Here is a 14,750-nt window from a genome sequence, read left to right as displayed (position 1 = left end):
TCTGGTAATCAACACAGAAATAAATACTAAATGAAAAGACTCGTCGTTTACAGCCTTTCCTTAGCAGTTATATTATCTTTGTCCGCTTGCAGCACCGATAAAATCCCCGGCGTTTACCGTATCGACATTCAACAAGGTAATGACGTTACTCAGGAAATGATTAATAAACTTGAACCGGGCATGAGTAAAAATCAAGTGGCTTTTGTGATGGGTTCGCCTTTGATTGTCGATACATTTCATCCCAATCGTTGGGATTATATCTACAGCTTCCAGCCAGGTAACGGCGACCGCGAACAGCGCAGAATCACCCTCTATTTTGACGATGAAGAGAAGCTCAGTCACCTCGAAGGTAATACCCGTGTCGTTGCCCGTGAAGATATGGCAGTGGAAACCCGCCAGGATAGTAACGTTGTTGTGCCGCTGAACGAAAAGAAAACCGGTCTTTTCTCAGGCATGCTTAATCTTATTGGGCTGGGCGGTGATGATGAGGAAATCATCGAAGACAGTGATGAAAACAACGATCAACCTGCTGAAGATAATGCAATAACTGAAACAGGTAACGCACCTGAAGCAGCAACAACGGAACAATAACTGACAGGCGACCCGACCGGCGGGTCGCTGTTCTTGCTCTTATCCATTCCTCAGGCCGGTTGCTCAAATTGCCCTGATACCGGGTTATAACAAAGCAACTCTCCCGCAGCCAAATCAAAATACCACCCGTGTAAACTCAGGCTGCCCTGCTCTACCCGTTCACGAATACATTTGAAACTAAGCAGGTTATCGAGGGACACCAGCACTGCACGCTGCTCACAGGCTTTGAGCTGTGCAGCATCACTGCTTTGCTGATAGTTGGCTTTTACCCATTCTTTGGCGGGTTGTGCTATCGACACCCAACGGTGAATAAACTGAGACTGCGCCTGGCCATCACCTTCCCACAACGCCCTGATTCCCCCGCAATTGGCGTGCCCCATCACAATGATGTTCTCCACTTCCAGCCCCTTGACCGCGAACTCTAACGCTGAACTGGTGCCGTGATAGTGGTTATCATCCTCACAAGGCGGCACCAGATTAGCAACATTTCTGACCGTGAACAAATCACCAGGATCACAATCAGTCAGAATCGCCGGATCAACCCGTGAATCACAACAGGCGACCATTAAAGTCTTTGCTGGTTGCCCGTTTTTCATACTGGCATATAACCGACTGTCATCTCCAAAGTAAGTTTGTTTAAAGCGTTTGAATCCGTCTAATAATTTATCCGTCGTAGCCATGATTATCGTTTTATCTGAGAAAAGTTAAAAAAGGATTGGTAAGTTTTTCTTGCTCCAGTGTTGTCACCGGACCATGGCCACTGTGCACACGCAAATGTCCCGGCAAAGTCATCAGCTTATGAAGACTGTGTTGCATCAGCTCCGGGTCGCCCATCGGCAGGTCTGTCCGTCCGACACTGCCTGCAAACAGTGTATCGCCAACAAAAATATCATTATCGTCGTAATAGCAGCCCTGTCCGGGCGTATGGCCTGGGGTGGAAATAAAATGCAGTGTGGTCTCGCCCAATTGAATGGTATCGCCGTCATCCAGCCAGTGATCGATACGGCCACATGGGCGATTCATCTGCGGCGCACCAAACCAGTCTCCCTGCTGAGGCAACGTGTCGAATAACGATTTTTCCAGTCGCGGCAGGTACGTATCAACATCATAAACCTGCTGCAATTTGACCAATGCGCCAGCGTGATCAAGATGCCCGTGAGTGAGCAATATCATTTTGATATCAGGCCGAGGATCCAGTGCTAACAGCTGATTGATCAGCGTATCACTCTCGCCGGTATCGACAATCGCTGCATGGCCGCTGGTTTCGTCACGCAAAAGATAGGTATTGACCTGAAAAGCGCCAACAGTAAAACACTGAATGTCCATATCTGTAATGCTTTAGAACACTCCTGTTGGCGCTCAGGTCAAACTAAACTGTTTCAGTCGTTTCGTCAGACTGATCCCACTTCTTGCGAGACTCACGCGCTTTAATGGTATTTTGCTCAAACCACTGGCTCTTGATCTTCTGAGTCCGTGCCAGACTGAGGTTCGATTCATACCATTTCTTTTTCAGATCGGCATGCGGATCCGGATGCATATTGGCTTCATACCATTTCTTCCGGTTGACGCGCGCAGCTTGCAGGTTAGCCTCATACCATTTTTTCTTGGTATCAGAATAGCGTTCATCACTGATTTCATACCAGTGTTTATCAGTCGGCGTATTGTCAAGGTTGGCTTCATACCATTTGCTACGTTTTTCACGCACCTGAGCCAAATTCGCTTCAAACCACTGTCTGGTAGTCTGACTGTATTTTTCATCACTGAATTCGTACCAGTGCTTCTCCGTCGGTGTGTTGTCGAGGTTGGATTCATACCACTTGCTGCGATTCGCACGAACTGACTCAACTGCCGTTCTCAGGTTTGCTTCATACCATTTTTTCTTGGTATTCAGATGTTCCACCATATTGGCCTTGTACCAAGGTGTTTCAAGGACTTTGGCCGGACGTTGATTCGCCTCATACCACTTGGATTGCCCTTCACGGGCAATCTGCACATTATGCTCAAACCATTGATTTTTGATCTGTTGTGTACGAACCAGGCTCAGATTGGAAGCATACCAACGTTTCTTCAACTCAGCGTGTGGGTCGGGATGAACATTGGCTTCGTACCATTTTTTATGGCTGGCACGTGCTTTTTGCAGATTAGCCTCATACCATTTCTTTTCCGTTTCGGAATATTTCTCGTCGCTGAATTCGTACCAGTGCTTTTCCGTGCGAGTGTTATCGAGATTGGACTCGTACCACTTAACCCGTTTTTCACGGGCCTGTTCCAGATTAGCGCGGATCCAGGCTTTTTCAGTATCGCTATATAAATCATCACTGAATTGCATCCAGCGTTGTTCAACTTCGGAAAGGGTTTTGTTTGCTTCATACCACTTACGGGTAGCACGCACAGACTGTACGGCTTGTTGTAGATTAGCGGCATACCATTTACGTTTGGTATTCAGATGTTCCACCATATTGGCTTTGTACCAAGGCGTTTCACTGATTTTTGCTGGTAATTTATTTGCGTTATACCAGCGGGCACCGCTGGCTTTAACAGGATTCTCATTCGCCCGGTACCACTTGTTGCGGCTTTCACGAGCTGTTTTGAGATTCGCTTCGTACCACTTGGTTTTAAAGTCTAGTGTGCTACTCATTTTTCGTACCTCTTTGGGCAGTTAAGTAGTCCGATAGTACCTTAGTTGCCACTATAACGACAAGAAATTAGTCGAGGACTTGATCTACATGAGGACCTATTCATAGCAGTGTTTTTCAGCCTTAACCCGCTGCAAAGCAGCGATCTGCTGCTCAACTTGCAGCATGCGACGGTCTTCTTTTTCACTCACCAGCGCCGAATAGCCTAGATAGCCCAACCCCAGCCAACCCTCTACCACCGGAATACTGTCAAAAACAATCAAAGCCGTAGCCAATTGATTGCTGCCATCCTGATAGAAAGAAGGTTTGTAGCTGTACCGGTAAGGATGCAGCTGGTTAATAGCCATATCGAGCTGATAACAGTCCAGTTCACGCTGTTGCTGTTCAACCTCTGCTATCGGCGGTTCATAATAGATCGGCTCCGTCGGAACCGGCGGCAAGGTCAACGCATAAAGTGGCGTTGCAAAAATCAGCATCACGACTGAAATAGCAAAAAAACGCTTTATCATGATTATCTCCTCATTCGGAATATAACCAGGCTATCGGTCAGATTTTACGTGTCGCCAACTTAATTGCAACGTATGGCGTTTAATCACCCGCGCTGTCTTTATCGTGCTCGTGTTTGTGCATATCAGCCCATTTATGCAAACGCATGACTACGGCCTGATTGAAACTGTCTGCGGAAAAATCGCCATCATCCATGGTTTTTCCGGCCTGAAGCCCGGATAACAGTTCCAGTGCGTCACTAACATGACTGATGGCATGAATATGAAACTGTCCCTGCTCTACCGCCGCAATGACATCCTCCCTGAGCATCAGATGCTGCACATTCGAGGCCGGAATAATCACCCCTTGTTTACCGTTCAGCCCTTTGATTTTGCAGACATCGAAAAAACCTTCAATTTTTTCATTAACACCGCCGATAGCCTGGACTTGCCCATGCTGGTTCATCGAGCCGGTAATAGCCAGAGATTGCTTCAGCGGCAAGCGCGCAATCGACGACAACAAGGCACAAAGTTCTGCCACGGTGGCACTGTCACCGTCGACCTCACCATAATTCTGTTCAAACACGATGCTGGCTGACATTGACAACGATCTATCCGCGGCATAAGTCATGCCCAGATAGCCACTGAGGATCAGTACACCTTTAGCATGAATATCCCCGCCCAGGTCGACTTCACGCTCAATATCGATGATGTTGTCATCACCGAAACGGGCACTGGCAGTCACTCTTGACGGCTGGGCAAAGCTGAACCCACCGATATCCATTACCGATAACGCATTGACCTGACCGATGTGGTGGCCAGCAACGTCAATATCTATAATCGCCCGCTCGATCTGGTTGTAAATCTGGCTGCGTAACCTGTCCAGACGTTGTTCGCGCAAGTTCAGTGCGGTTTGCACATGCTGACGGTTAATCTGGTCAGCGTCGGTTTGCCGCGCCAGAAAACAGGCTTCCCTGAGCAGATCAGTCATATCTCCCAGATGCAGGGAAAATTTGTAGCCATCCTCTATTGAACGGGCGCTATGTTCGATCACCCGGGCAACCGCCTCACGATCCATATGCAGTAATTTTTCCGACTCAATCGTGCTGGCCATCATTCTTGCAAACAACAGATCGTTATCTGCGCTTCTTGGCATATGCTCTTCGAAATCCGCGACGATTTTGAATAAGCCGGCAAATTCAGGATCAAGCTCATATAACAGGTAATACAGGCGACGGTCACCGAGCAAAACAATTTTTAAATCCAGTGGAATCGGTTCCGGCTCCAGTGAGACTGTTGCTACCAGACTGTAAATTCGCTCCAGCGTGTCAAAACGCACTTCTTTCGATTGGAGGGCACGCTTGAGGCCTTCCCAGGCAAAAGGCTGCATCAACAATTGTTCGGCATCGATAATCAGAAAACCGCCATTCGCCCGATGCACTGCCCCTGCTTTAATCAGACTGAAATCAGTGACCAGAGCCCCCATCATCGCCATGTTTTCAACGCAGCCCAGCAGCGTCTGATGATTAGGCAGATTCTCGTAGATAATCGGTGCGCCATGGGTAGCTGCATTATCTACCACCAGATTGATCTGATAACGTTTTAACAGACTGTCTTCACTGCCCGCCTCTTCACTGCTGACATCTTGTTTCACAAAGGCATCTACATTGTTACGAATATCTTTCAGCATCGCGTCAAAATAGCGTTGTAACTGCGGTGACTGTGGATAGGCATGTTTGAGCTTGTTGATTTGTTTGCTGATAATTTCCAAAGCGACTTCATCATTAAGCGCCTGTAATTTTTTCAGATTGTCCCGTTCCCATTCACGTAATTCCAGCAAGGTATGCTGTAACTCTTCGTGTAAATCAGCAATCGCTTCTTCTGTTTGTTCCTGTTGCTGAGCAGGCATCTGCTCAAATTCTTCCGAAGTCATCGCCTTGCCGTTACGCTGTGCAGCAAAGGCGTAACTGCCGTCCTGCATGCGTAACAACACCACACCTTTACGGTCAGCTTCACTTTGTAAGGTGCCGAACAGTCTGACGCGATGTTTACGTGCGGCCTCCTCCAGCGATCGCATGCGTCCCCGGTAGTACTCATCATCGAAGGCCTGGGGCAAATCTTCTTCCAGATGCGCAATAATCGCTTCAATATCATGGCGTAGCTGATGGCCCTGTCCTGCTGGCATGCAAACTGCGGCAGGTTTCTGGGGATCCTCAAAATTATGTAGATAGGCCCAGTCTTTAGCTTTAGGCAGATGCTTGACATGATCTTCGAGGAAACGATTGATCATGGTGTATTTACCCACACCAGCAGGCCCCATCACAAACAGGTTATAGCCCTCGGCATCGATATTGACGCCAAAGTTGATCGCATCCAGTGCCCGCTCCTGCCCGATGATGGTGGGTAATGTATCCAGGTCGGCGGTAGTGGAGAAACGCCAGTTTTCCGGTACACAGTGCTGGTATAGATCTTTGGCCTGCAGTTCGAAGCGTCGTTGCATGGTGTTCCCTGACTGAATGATTTACTTTAAGCTTAGGTCAGCGGCAAGATATAGGCAATAAGCAACACACGGAGTATGTGATGACATCACATGATTACGAAGAAAAACGTTCATTTGTCAGAATGCAGATTGAAACACAAGTTACTTACAGCATCAAAGGAGAAAATGGCATCACTCACCATGGTATCAGCCATGATTTAAGTGCAACAGGGCTGTTAATGAGTTCTGATTATGCGCCGGCAGAAGGTAATGAACTGCAAGTCATCATGAACACGGAAAGTGAACGGTTTCCACCGTTTGTGGCAATCGGCACTGTTCTGCGAGTAGAGCAGGATGAATTACGTCCGGATCGCTATCAGATTTCAGTCGCACTCAAGCAGACCGAATGAGTCAAGACAGGATTGATTAAACCCAGTAACTGGTTCTGGTCATCACTTTTGAAACCTTTCCCATTATTGTGATGACAGCTTGCGGTAAAATGGCCCCGCCTGCTTCCAGCGCCACTGTACCGTGGTGTTGTTCATCAATTTTCATCTGTTCCAGTATAGCTCGGCTTTTCAGATCATTTTCGCTGAGGATTTGCAGGTGCTGGGTCAGATGCTTCACCACCTGGTTTTCCGTCTCGGCAACAAAACCCAGACTCCATTTATCCCCGACTTTTCCCGCCAGCGCACCGATTGCAAATGAGCCTGCGTACCATAGGGGGTTGAGAACACTGGTGTGGGATGACAGTTCTTCCAGCCGCCGCTGACACCAGACCAAATGATCATTTTCTTCTTGCGCAGCCTGTTCCATAGCTGTTCTGACACCGGGTAACCTTGCGGTCAGCGCCTGGCCCTGATAAAGCGCCTGCGCAGACACTTCACCGGCATGGTTGACCCGCATCAACCCGGCAGATTGCTTACGTTCAACTTCAGTGAGGGACTCTTGTTCATGCAGATCATGTCCCGGAACCGGACGATCCGTGATATCGGGCGTACCCAACACGGTAGTTAAGGCCTTATCGAACTCGATAATGATATTGTCAAAAAGGCTGAAGTTTCTCAGTGCCACGATGGTTTTCCTGCTTGCAAAATCTAATACTAAAACAATTCTACATCACCATGTGTCAGTTGGGATATATGCTCAATTTTGCCGTCATCCACTAATTGGCGGTGGCTTTGCACCTGATTACGTCCATGATGTTTGGCATAATATAAGGCTTCGTCCGCTTCACCAATGACATCGGAAGACGACTGTTGTCCGCCAACTTCAACAAACCCGATACTTATGGTGACCTGCTTCAGTTGGGGAAAGCTATGCTCGGCCACCAGTTGACGAATGCGCTCAAAGGTCAGCATCGCATCTTCTTCTGTGGGTGACTTCAACAGCACAACAAACTCTTCGCCACCATAGCGATATACAAGATCATCATCACGGATACACCCGGATGTCATCAGTCTGGCCACCAGAATAATGACTTCGTCTCCGTACAAATGACCGTAACCGTCATTAATCGCTTTGAAGTGATCGATATCAATCAAACCCAACCAGTATTTAATGGCATAAGAGCGTCTTCTGGAATCATTGGGAGAGGAAATCGCTTCAGAAAAATAATCACTCTGCCGAACCAGAATTTTGGTGATTTCATTATCCAGTGTTTCGCGATTGTAGAGCCCGGTCAGCTTGTCTTTCTGGGTTTTCTCAATCAGTGCCAGATAATTTGAATAGACCCTGAGTATTCCGTACACCAGCCGTTGGTCACTGGCAGAAGGAACTAAATCAGTTGCAATCAGCAATACCGCAAAAATATCCCCGTGGGAGTCAAAAGCCGGACAAACCACATTCCAGCCGCCTGTGCTGTCGGCAGCGACTTCAACATCGCCTTTTTCAATGGATCGGGAAATCGCGCCAGAGATTTCTGACTCATTCGGTAACAATCGGGGTGTGTCATCTGATGACACGATGACACTGTTGACACAAAAGGCCAGCAAGGTCACCTCATGATTATCTGCGTATTCACGCACACGAAACAATCGCAAATCCTGTGCTGGAAACAGTTCGTTTAATGTTTTCAACAGGCTTTTTTCAAGCACGTGCCGATCATGGTGACTGGTAATTTCAGCCAGATTGTCCACGATCCTGATGCTGTTTTGAATCATCCCAATTCATCCTGTCTTGCAAAAGTCTGCTGCTTTGCTCCTGTCCAGCAGATAAAAATGTGAACAAGTTCACATAAATCTCATACACAATATCGGCCTTTCTAAGCAAAATCAACTATTAAGCATTGATTTCTAAGGTCAAAAGCCTTGTGTCTTATTTTTGCAGAAAATGTTCGAGGATATCGGCGAGCTCTCTGGGGTGAAACTTGGAGACATAGGCATCGGCTCCCACACCCCGTCCCATTGCCTGATTAGCCTGTGCCGTTAGCGAAGAGTGCATAATCACCGGTAAATGAGCCAATCGCGGGTCAGCCTTGATTTTCTGGGTCAATACATAGCCATCCATTTCCGGCATTTCGACATCGGTCAGCACAGCCTGTATCTCGCTGGTAATATCACGCCCTTCCTGTTCACACTGCGAAGCCAGTTTGCTCAATAATTGCCAGGCCTCAGCGCCATTGATAGCACCGATATGTTCCACCCCCATTACATCCAAAGTTTTCGTGATCTGTTTACGGGCAATATTGGAGTCGTCAGCAAACAACAAGCGGTAGCACTGTTCTTCGCCGATTTTCCGGATACCGTCAAATACAGTTTCATCATAAAACTCACCCGCATCAGCCAGCACTTTTTCCACATCCATGATCATGACCAATCGTTTATCGTTGAGTTCGGCCACAGCGGTGACCAGCCCGCCCAGCCGTTTGGATATCAATTGCGGCGGCTCTTTAACCTGCTCCCAGTTCAATCGTTGAATGGTATCTACCGAACTCACCAGAAAGCCCTGCACATGGGTGTTGTATTCGGTGATCATCAGAATACGAGGATCATCTTTGGATCTGAGCTTGCAAAATTTCTGTAGATTGATAATGGGCACCATATCACCGCGCAAACTGACAAAACCTTCAATACCATCCGGCATTTCGGGGGCGGTGGTGATTTCAGGGATATTCAGAACTTCCCTGACTTTGAAAACATTGATGCCAAACAATTCATTTCTGCCGGTATCATCATTGGTGCCCAGACTAAACAACAGCACTTCCAGGTGGTTGGTACCTGCCAGCTGTGTGCGTTCATCAATGGAGTCTATAAATGTGGCCATGTTGGTTCTCTCAGTCAAATTCGGTTGTGCAGCAACTATCTTAGAACAGTTAGCGGACAATATGGCTATTGCTAAAGTGCTAAAGGGCGCTGGCGGCTCCACCGTCCGGCAAACTATATACCGAAACAACCTGCAAAGCATCAGACCGGCGAAACCATTTACCGCCATTGTTGTCACTGTTAACAGTTAACCGCGAAATAGGCGGGGATATTTCAGCATGAAAACACAAGTTGCCAGTCTTTTGGTTACCGTTGCGTTGCTAACGCTGTCAGCACCGCTATATGCCGATAGCATACGCCTCAATAACGGACGATTGATACAGGAAGGTATGAGTGTGCTGGAACTGCTGGAACTGGCTGGAGAACCCGATTACAGAGATATTCATTCCTCAGGCATCAGCCTGGATCGATTTTCTTCCGGCAAACAAGTTGAAACCTGGTCTTACATTCACCGGGGCTTGTATGTTTTCATAACCATTGAAAATGGTCGTGTCGTGGAAATCAACAAGGAACGTCGCTACTAACGCAGATAATCAAGTCGCAACTGATTAAATAGCTTACAATGGTTATTTTTGAGTGAATGCTGCAACGAATGTTGCTGTTTTCGGAAATGGTGCCCAGGGGGAGACTCGAACTCCCACGTACATAAGTACACTAGCACCTGAAGCTAGCGCGTCTACCAATTCCGCCACCTGGGCAAGAGATGCGCAAAGATACAGACTGAGATAAAAACTGTCAATGACAAATAACAAGAAAAATGATCCTTATCAGGATCGAGAAGCCGAAAAATATGACAACCCCATCCCCAGCCGTGAGTTCATCCTCGAACTACTAAAGCAAAATAATGTGCCGCTGACGCGCAAGAGCATCGCCAAACTTCTCGGCATCAAAGGTGAAGAAGAAAACGAAGCATTGCGTCGCAGACTGCGCGCGATGGAGCGTGATGGTCAACTTTTGCGCAATCGTAAGAATGCCTATGGCATGATTTCCAAGATGAATCTGATTACCGGCCGGGTCATGGGCCATCCCGATGGATTCGGTTTTCTGATTCCCGACGAAGGCGGCGAAGACCTGTTTCTCAGCGAACGTGAAATGCGCGTGGTGCTGCATGGTGACCGTGCCCTGGCCAGAGTCACCGGCCAAGACCGCCGTGGACGCAAGGAAGGCGCCATCGTTGAGGTTGTTAAACGCGGTAATCAGCGCATTGTCGGACGCTTAGTCGAAGATGCGGGTATCTTTTATCTGATCCCGAACAACCGCCGCATCAGCCAGGATGTCATGATTTCGCCTCCCGATCTGCTTAATGCAAAAGCCAATCAGATTGTCGAAATTGAAATCACCGAACAACCCAACCGTCATCGTTCGCCGCTGGGTAAAGTGGTCAACGTACTCGGCGATCATATGGCTCCGGGTATGGAAATCGATATTGCCTTGCGCGATTTCGAACTCCCCCACGTCTGGTCGGTTGAGGCCGTCAAGCAAGCTGACGGTTATGGATCCAACATTCCCGAATCAGCGATTGAAAGCCGCCTCGACCTGCGTGATATGCCGCTGGTCACTATTGATGGCGAGGATGCGCGTGACTTTGATGACGCGGTTTATGCCGAAAAACTCGATTCTGGCAACTGGCGCTTATGGGTCGCTATCGCCGATGTTTCTCATTATGTAGAGCCGCAAAGTCCGTTGGATGTAGATGCGCAGGAACGCGGCACTTCCGTTTACTTTCCAAGTCAGGTCATTCCGATGCTGCCGGAAGCCTTGTCCAACGGGCTTTGCTCGCTGAATCCGACCGTGGACAGACTGTGCATGGTCTGTGAAATGGAAATCAACACCGATGGTAAAACAGAGTCGTACCGCTTCCATGAAGCTGTGATGCACTCCAAAGCCAGACTGACCTACGACAAGGTTGCCGCCATTCTGGTCGACAAAAACAAGACGCTCAGTGATGAATATTCACACGTTCTGCCTGCGCTGGAAACCATGTTTGAGCTGTACCAGACCATGCTCAAAGCACGTGATGAACGTGGCGCCATCGATTTCGAAATGACTGAAACCCAGTTTCTGTTTGATGAAAACCGCAAGATCAAATCCATTGAACCACGTGAACGTAACGACGCTCACCGTCTGATCGAAGAATTCATGATTGCGGCGAATGTCAGCGCCGCCTGCTTCCTGTTGGAAAATAAACTTCCCGTTCTCTACCGGGTACATGAACTGCCGTCCGCGGAGAAATTATCCGGCCTGCGTGATTTTCTTGGTGAGCTGGGTTTATTTCTGGGCGGCGGTGATGAACCCGAGCCGCGTCACTATGCATCCCTGCTGACCACAGCCAGTAAACGTCCTGACGGACATCTTATACAAATAGTCATGTTGCGCAGTATGAAACAAGCTATGTACAGCCCAGACAATATCGGACACTTTGGTCTGGCGCTGGAGGCGTATGCGCACTTTACTTCGCCGATCCGTCGTTACCCTGATTTGCTGGTGCATCGTGCCATCCGTCATATCATCGCCGGCAAAAGCGGAAAGAAATGGCGTTATTCCCACGAAGATATGGTCCAATTGGGTGAACACTGCTCGATGACCAGCCGCCGTGCTGATGAAGCCACCCGTGATGTCAGTGACTGGCTCAAGTGTGAATATATGCGCGATCGGGTTGGTGAAACCCATGCAGGTGTTATCAGTGGCGTCACTGGTTTCGGCCTGTTTGTTGAACTCAGTGATATCTATATTGAAGGTCTGGTACACGTCACATCGCTGAAAAACGATTATTACCAGTTTGATCCCACCGGTCACCGCCTTACCGGCGAACGCACCCGTAAAGTGTATCGGCTCGGCGACACGCTCACGGTAAAAGTGGTCAGAGTAGATCTCGACGAGAAAAAAATCGACCTGGAACTGGTATAGGGTTTGCTGGCGTACAAAAACAGTCCCCGCAGTGGTAAATACGAGATACCCACAAACCCTAAAAAACACAGATTTTCCTTGACCAGAAAAATAAAGGCAGTAGAATTACTTTCTTTCCCAAGCACGGGGTTATCAACCCCGTTATCTTGCAGCAATTAATGGTGAGTGTAGCTCAGTTGGTAGAGTCCCGGATTGTGATTCCGGTTGTCGTGGGTTCGAGCCCCATCACTCACCCCACCTCTTTGCGATATCCGAAACTAACCATTATAAAATACGTATTCGCAAATTAGCCGTTGTACAAAAGCTGGGCTGATAGCCAAAATTCAAGTTTGCACTAAATGAAACAAAGACTTGGCTGACACGGTCTGCATCGTGGCCCATTTCGCTTGCATGGTCATTCCGGCATCCGTATAATGCGCTTCTTCATTGCCGGTGTAGCTCAGTTGGTAGAGCAGCTGATTTGTAATCAGCGGGTCGTAGGTTCAAGTCCTATCACCGGCTCCAATGATATCAAGGGTTTAGCGTGAATTGCTAAGCCCTTTTTTATTGCCTCCCTAAAATACTCCCTAAAATAAAATTGAATTAATCCATTTATCCGGGGATGCGCCGGGAGTAAAATAGAGTATGTAGGACACTCTATTTACATGGCCATCTGGAGGCTGTAATGGAACGGTGCAGATACTATCGGGCAGGACTGAAAAAGAGCAGTGAACTCTCCGTGATGATTAAACATGCGGTTGGCACGAAGAGATGCACACATAAAGACTACACCCCACGAGCAGGAAAGCGGCTGGCGTGTGAGGGTGATCTTTCAAAATGTGAGCTACAAAACCCACCTTATTGACGGCTTACAGTGAAACCCTGTTTCGGATCCAGCCATAAAGAAACTTGCGGTCTTTCTTTCTGGCTTCGGTGAGTGCCAGGTATCGGTCTCCCTGGGTGCAATTCAGTGCGGTGAGCAAAACCCGCTCCCCTTCTTGCCCACGTTTGTGCAGATAGGCGGCAAGCGCATTGATTGTGATCCTGCCGACACGGCCATCAACGAACAGATCCTGATGCTCACCGAGATTGAACCCGTTGAGCCAGCGCTGCAGGAACTCTGACGCACGATGCGGGCCCATGTTGATGCCGGTGTCTATCAGTTCGGCAGCGATAGGCTCGCTGTAATCAAGCACCAGGTGAAAGTTGGGATCGTTGATGTAGCGCTTTGTGTAGATCTGTCTGGCGAATGACACTGGCATATCGATCATCGGGCCGTGATAGCCGTTTTCTCTTGCCACCTCGATGGTGATGCCGTAGTTCGTTTCGCCGCCGGAGTCATGCCGGTCATGCACATAGCCGCCTTCGGTCGCCAGCACGTCATCAATAATGCGGTCGACACGGATCATTGCCGGTCACCCCTGTCGCGCCGTTTATACCTGCCTCGCAGAATCAGGGCTGCGAGCAGGGAGACGCCACCACCGGCGATGGCGGCGACCAGTAGCCAGAAATCAAAAGCTGTTGTCATGTCAGTGCCGCTCCATAAAACGGGTTACCCAAACGCCGGGCGCGCTTGTTGTAGAACCGCCAGCCACCGGCACGAACGCCTGCATAGGCGGCATAGGCTTTTGTGGGGCGCATGCCGGATTGCTTGATGATGCCGTGGAAATGCTGGTCAGCTTCTTTGCGGACTATCCAGTCGTTTTCAATCTGCTGGATCTCATAGAGATAGTCATGCACCAGCGCGGCGATATTGATGTGCCGATCATCGCGCGGGATATACCACCACACGAGCCGGGGCACGCTGGCTTTGTCATAGATAAACCCGATAGGAATGTGGATCTGCCGGCCGTCGGGGAGCTGAATATCAAAGTCGCTGGTCGTTATCCACCGGTCTACAAACTCTCCCGTTACCGGATCCCACAGCCGCTGTGGTGACCGATACTGCATCGGGTCGTAGACGTAATGATTCATCGATACAGCCTCGCGGCCTGATCAATCCAGCCCAGCAGCGTGAGCAGCCGGACTTGCCGTTCGCTGGGCGGCGAGTCTGGGCGCACCTGCGTCACGGCCTGCTCGATGTTGTAGAACAGCAGCCGCAGATACAGCTGGCTTTCGGGGGCGATGTTATCGATGCCGTAACGGATCACCGCATCAGCCAGCAAGGCTTTGACATCAACATCCGGATCGGCATTAACGATCTGTCTGAAGTGCGCCGTCTCGCGCATCACGATATCGGGCGTGATCTCTGGGTTCTCCTGCATCGTTTTCATCAATGCAAACTGCACCGGCACGCGGGCGCTGGATGTCGTTGCATCAATGGCCGCGCAGGCGGTCATCAGTAGCATCAAGCCGATCAGCAATAGTGCTTTCATAAAAACCTCCGGACATAAAAAAACCGCCGGGTGGC

16 protein-coding genes and 3 tRNA genes are annotated in these 14,750 nt (G+C 49.0%); 6 read left to right on the top strand and 13 right to left on the bottom strand.

Annotated features, from left to right (window positions below; genetic code table 11):
- Positions 1–30: 30 nt before the first annotated feature.
- The gene (locus OMP95_RS02940) at positions 31–591 is read left to right on the top strand and encodes an outer membrane protein assembly factor BamE (protein ID WP_266325772.1); all 561 of its coding nucleotides are present in this window, start codon (positions 31–33) and stop codon (positions 589–591) included.
- Between the two features lie 50 nt (positions 592–641).
- Here the strand turns inward: OMP95_RS02940 and OMP95_RS02935 are convergent, their stop codons facing one another.
- The 5 genes from OMP95_RS02935 to OMP95_RS02915 all read right to left on the bottom strand — a co-directional run bounded on the left by OMP95_RS02935 (position 642) and on the right by OMP95_RS02915 (position 6,212).
- Positions 642–1,271 (bottom strand): carbonic anhydrase, encoded by a 630-nt coding sequence (locus OMP95_RS02935; RefSeq protein ID WP_266325770.1) that lies wholly within the window; start codon positions 1,269–1,271, stop codon positions 642–644.
- 10 nt (positions 1,272–1,281) lie between these two features.
- On the bottom strand, positions 1,282–1,917 hold the full coding sequence (locus tag OMP95_RS02930; protein ID WP_266325768.1) for an MBL fold metallo-hydrolase: 636 nt from the start codon (positions 1,915–1,917) through the stop codon (positions 1,282–1,284).
- A 43-nt stretch (positions 1,918–1,960) separates the two neighbouring features.
- Positions 1,961–3,229, bottom strand: coding sequence for a hypothetical protein (locus tag OMP95_RS02925; protein WP_266325765.1), 1,269 nt, complete (start codon positions 3,227–3,229; stop codon positions 1,961–1,963).
- 96 nt (positions 3,230–3,325) lie between these two features.
- The gene (locus OMP95_RS02920; protein WP_266325764.1) at positions 3,326–3,736 is read right to left on the bottom strand and encodes a hypothetical protein; all 411 of its coding nucleotides are present in this window, start codon (positions 3,734–3,736) and stop codon (positions 3,326–3,328) included.
- A gap of 79 nt (positions 3,737–3,815) precedes the next feature.
- A complete protein-coding gene (locus OMP95_RS02915; RefSeq protein WP_266325762.1) occupies positions 3,816–6,212 on the bottom strand; it encodes a Lon protease family protein in 2,397 nt (798 codons plus the stop codon).
- Positions 6,213–6,292: 80 nt separating this feature from the next.
- Between OMP95_RS02915 and OMP95_RS02910 the strand changes: the two genes are divergently transcribed.
- Positions 6,293–6,601, top strand: coding sequence for a PilZ domain-containing protein (locus OMP95_RS02910; protein WP_266325760.1), 309 nt, complete (start codon positions 6,293–6,295; stop codon positions 6,599–6,601).
- A 16-nt stretch (positions 6,602–6,617) separates the two neighbouring features.
- Here OMP95_RS02910 and coq7 read toward each other — a convergent pair whose 3' ends face one another.
- From coq7 to OMP95_RS02895, 3 genes are all read right to left on the bottom strand, one after another.
- A complete protein-coding gene (gene coq7 / locus OMP95_RS02905) occupies positions 6,618–7,268 on the bottom strand; it encodes a 2-polyprenyl-3-methyl-6-methoxy-1,4-benzoquinone monooxygenase (RefSeq protein ID WP_266325811.1) in 651 nt (216 codons plus the stop codon).
- Between the two features lie 26 nt (positions 7,269–7,294).
- Positions 7,295–8,353 (bottom strand): GGDEF domain-containing protein, encoded by a 1,059-nt coding sequence (locus tag OMP95_RS02900; RefSeq protein WP_266325758.1) that lies wholly within the window; start codon positions 8,351–8,353, stop codon positions 7,295–7,297.
- Positions 8,354–8,507: 154 nt separating this feature from the next.
- The gene (locus OMP95_RS02895) at positions 8,508–9,455 is read right to left on the bottom strand and encodes a chemotaxis protein (RefSeq protein ID WP_266325756.1); all 948 of its coding nucleotides are present in this window, start codon (positions 9,453–9,455) and stop codon (positions 8,508–8,510) included.
- A gap of 217 nt (positions 9,456–9,672) precedes the next feature.
- On the opposite strand from OMP95_RS02895, the gene OMP95_RS02890 reads away from it, so the two are divergent.
- Positions 9,673–9,978, top strand: coding sequence for a DUF2845 domain-containing protein (locus OMP95_RS02890; RefSeq protein ID WP_266325754.1), 306 nt, complete (start codon positions 9,673–9,675; stop codon positions 9,976–9,978).
- Positions 9,979–10,065: 87 nt separating this feature from the next.
- Here OMP95_RS02890 and OMP95_RS02885 read toward each other — a convergent pair.
- Positions 10,066–10,152, bottom strand: a tRNA-Leu gene (locus OMP95_RS02885).
- Positions 10,153–10,192: 40 nt separating this feature from the next.
- Here OMP95_RS02885 and rnr point away from each other — a divergent pair.
- The 3 genes from rnr (at position 10,193) to OMP95_RS02870 (ending at position 12,865) form a co-directional block, all read left to right on the top strand.
- The gene (gene rnr, locus OMP95_RS02880) at positions 10,193–12,361 is read left to right on the top strand and encodes a ribonuclease R (protein WP_266325751.1); all 2,169 of its coding nucleotides are present in this window, start codon (positions 10,193–10,195) and stop codon (positions 12,359–12,361) included.
- Between the two features lie 161 nt (positions 12,362–12,522).
- Positions 12,523–12,598 (top strand) — tRNA-His (locus OMP95_RS02875).
- Positions 12,599–12,789: 191 nt separating this feature from the next.
- A tRNA-Thr gene (locus tag OMP95_RS02870) sits at positions 12,790–12,865 on the top strand.
- 344 nt (positions 12,866–13,209) lie between these two features.
- On the opposite strand, the gene OMP95_RS02865 is transcribed toward OMP95_RS02870, so the two are convergent.
- From OMP95_RS02865 to OMP95_RS02850, 4 genes are read right to left on the bottom strand one after another with little or no spacing between them, the layout of a single operon-like run.
- Positions 13,210–13,749 carry a glycoside hydrolase family 108 protein gene (locus OMP95_RS02865; protein WP_266325749.1) on the bottom strand — a complete coding sequence of 180 codons (540 nt, stop codon included), beginning with the start codon at positions 13,747–13,749 and terminating at the stop codon, positions 13,210–13,212.
- A complete protein-coding gene (locus OMP95_RS02860) occupies positions 13,746–13,868 on the bottom strand; it encodes a hypothetical protein (protein WP_266325747.1) in 123 nt (40 codons plus the stop codon). The genes OMP95_RS02865 and OMP95_RS02860 overlap by 4 nt, the downstream gene beginning before the upstream one ends.
- Entirely contained in the window at positions 13,865–14,314 is a 450-nt protein-coding gene (locus OMP95_RS02855) for a DUF1353 domain-containing protein (protein ID WP_266325745.1), read from the bottom strand. The genes OMP95_RS02860 and OMP95_RS02855 overlap by 4 nt, the downstream gene beginning before the upstream one ends.
- Complete coding sequence (locus OMP95_RS02850; protein ID WP_266325743.1) at positions 14,311–14,715, bottom strand: hypothetical protein; 405 nt, start codon at positions 14,713–14,715, stop codon at positions 14,311–14,313. Before OMP95_RS02850 ends, OMP95_RS02855 begins: the two co-directional genes overlap by 4 nt.
- Positions 14,716–14,750 lie beyond the last annotated feature (35 nt).

It is taken from the genome of Methylophaga sp. OBS4 (assembly GCF_026319305.1).
In the GTDB taxonomy this organism is placed as follows: domain Bacteria; phylum Pseudomonadota; class Gammaproteobacteria; order Nitrosococcales; family Methylophagaceae; genus Methylophaga.
Note: the sequence above shows the minus strand (reverse complement) of the source record. Positions and strands in the feature narration are given on the sequence as shown.

What these genes read in the sequence shown, in the direction of transcription:
- OMP95_RS02940 (WP_266325772.1), top strand. Translation starts at nt 31, where the DNA reads ATGAAAAGACTCGTCGTTTACAGCCTTTCCTTAGCAGTTATATTATCT.
- OMP95_RS02935 (WP_266325770.1), bottom strand. Translation starts at nt 1,271, where the DNA reads ATGGCTACGACGGATAAATTATTAGACGGATTCAAACGCTTTAAACAA.
- OMP95_RS02930 (WP_266325768.1), bottom strand. Translation starts at nt 1,917, where the DNA reads ATGGACATTCAGTGTTTTACTGTTGGCGCTTTTCAGGTCAATACCTAT.
- OMP95_RS02925 (WP_266325765.1), bottom strand. Translation starts at nt 3,229, where the DNA reads ATGAGTAGCACACTAGACTTTAAAACCAAGTGGTACGAAGCGAATCTC.
- OMP95_RS02920 (WP_266325764.1), bottom strand. Translation starts at nt 3,736, where the DNA reads ATGATAAAGCGTTTTTTTGCTATTTCAGTCGTGATGCTGATTTTTGCA.
- OMP95_RS02915 (WP_266325762.1), bottom strand. Translation starts at nt 6,212, where the DNA reads ATGCAACGACGCTTCGAACTGCAGGCCAAAGATCTATACCAGCACTGT.
- OMP95_RS02910 (WP_266325760.1), top strand. Translation starts at nt 6,293, where the DNA reads ATGACATCACATGATTACGAAGAAAAACGTTCATTTGTCAGAATGCAG.
- OMP95_RS02900 (WP_266325758.1), bottom strand. Translation starts at nt 8,353, where the DNA reads ATGATTCAAAACAGCATCAGGATCGTGGACAATCTGGCTGAAATTACC.
- OMP95_RS02895 (WP_266325756.1), bottom strand. Translation starts at nt 9,455, where the DNA reads ATGGCCACATTTATAGACTCCATTGATGAACGCACACAGCTGGCAGGT.
- OMP95_RS02890 (WP_266325754.1), top strand. Translation starts at nt 9,673, where the DNA reads ATGAAAACACAAGTTGCCAGTCTTTTGGTTACCGTTGCGTTGCTAACG.
- rnr (WP_266325751.1), top strand. Translation starts at nt 10,193, where the DNA reads ATGACAAATAACAAGAAAAATGATCCTTATCAGGATCGAGAAGCCGAA.
- OMP95_RS02865 (WP_266325749.1), bottom strand. Translation starts at nt 13,749, where the DNA reads ATGATCCGTGTCGACCGCATTATTGATGACGTGCTGGCGACCGAAGGC.
- OMP95_RS02860 (WP_266325747.1), bottom strand. Translation starts at nt 13,868, where the DNA reads ATGACAACAGCTTTTGATTTCTGGCTACTGGTCGCCGCCATCGCCGGT.
- OMP95_RS02855 (WP_266325745.1), bottom strand. Translation starts at nt 14,314, where the DNA reads ATGAATCATTACGTCTACGACCCGATGCAGTATCGGTCACCACAGCGG.
- OMP95_RS02850 (WP_266325743.1), bottom strand. Translation starts at nt 14,715, where the DNA reads ATGAAAGCACTATTGCTGATCGGCTTGATGCTACTGATGACCGCCTGC.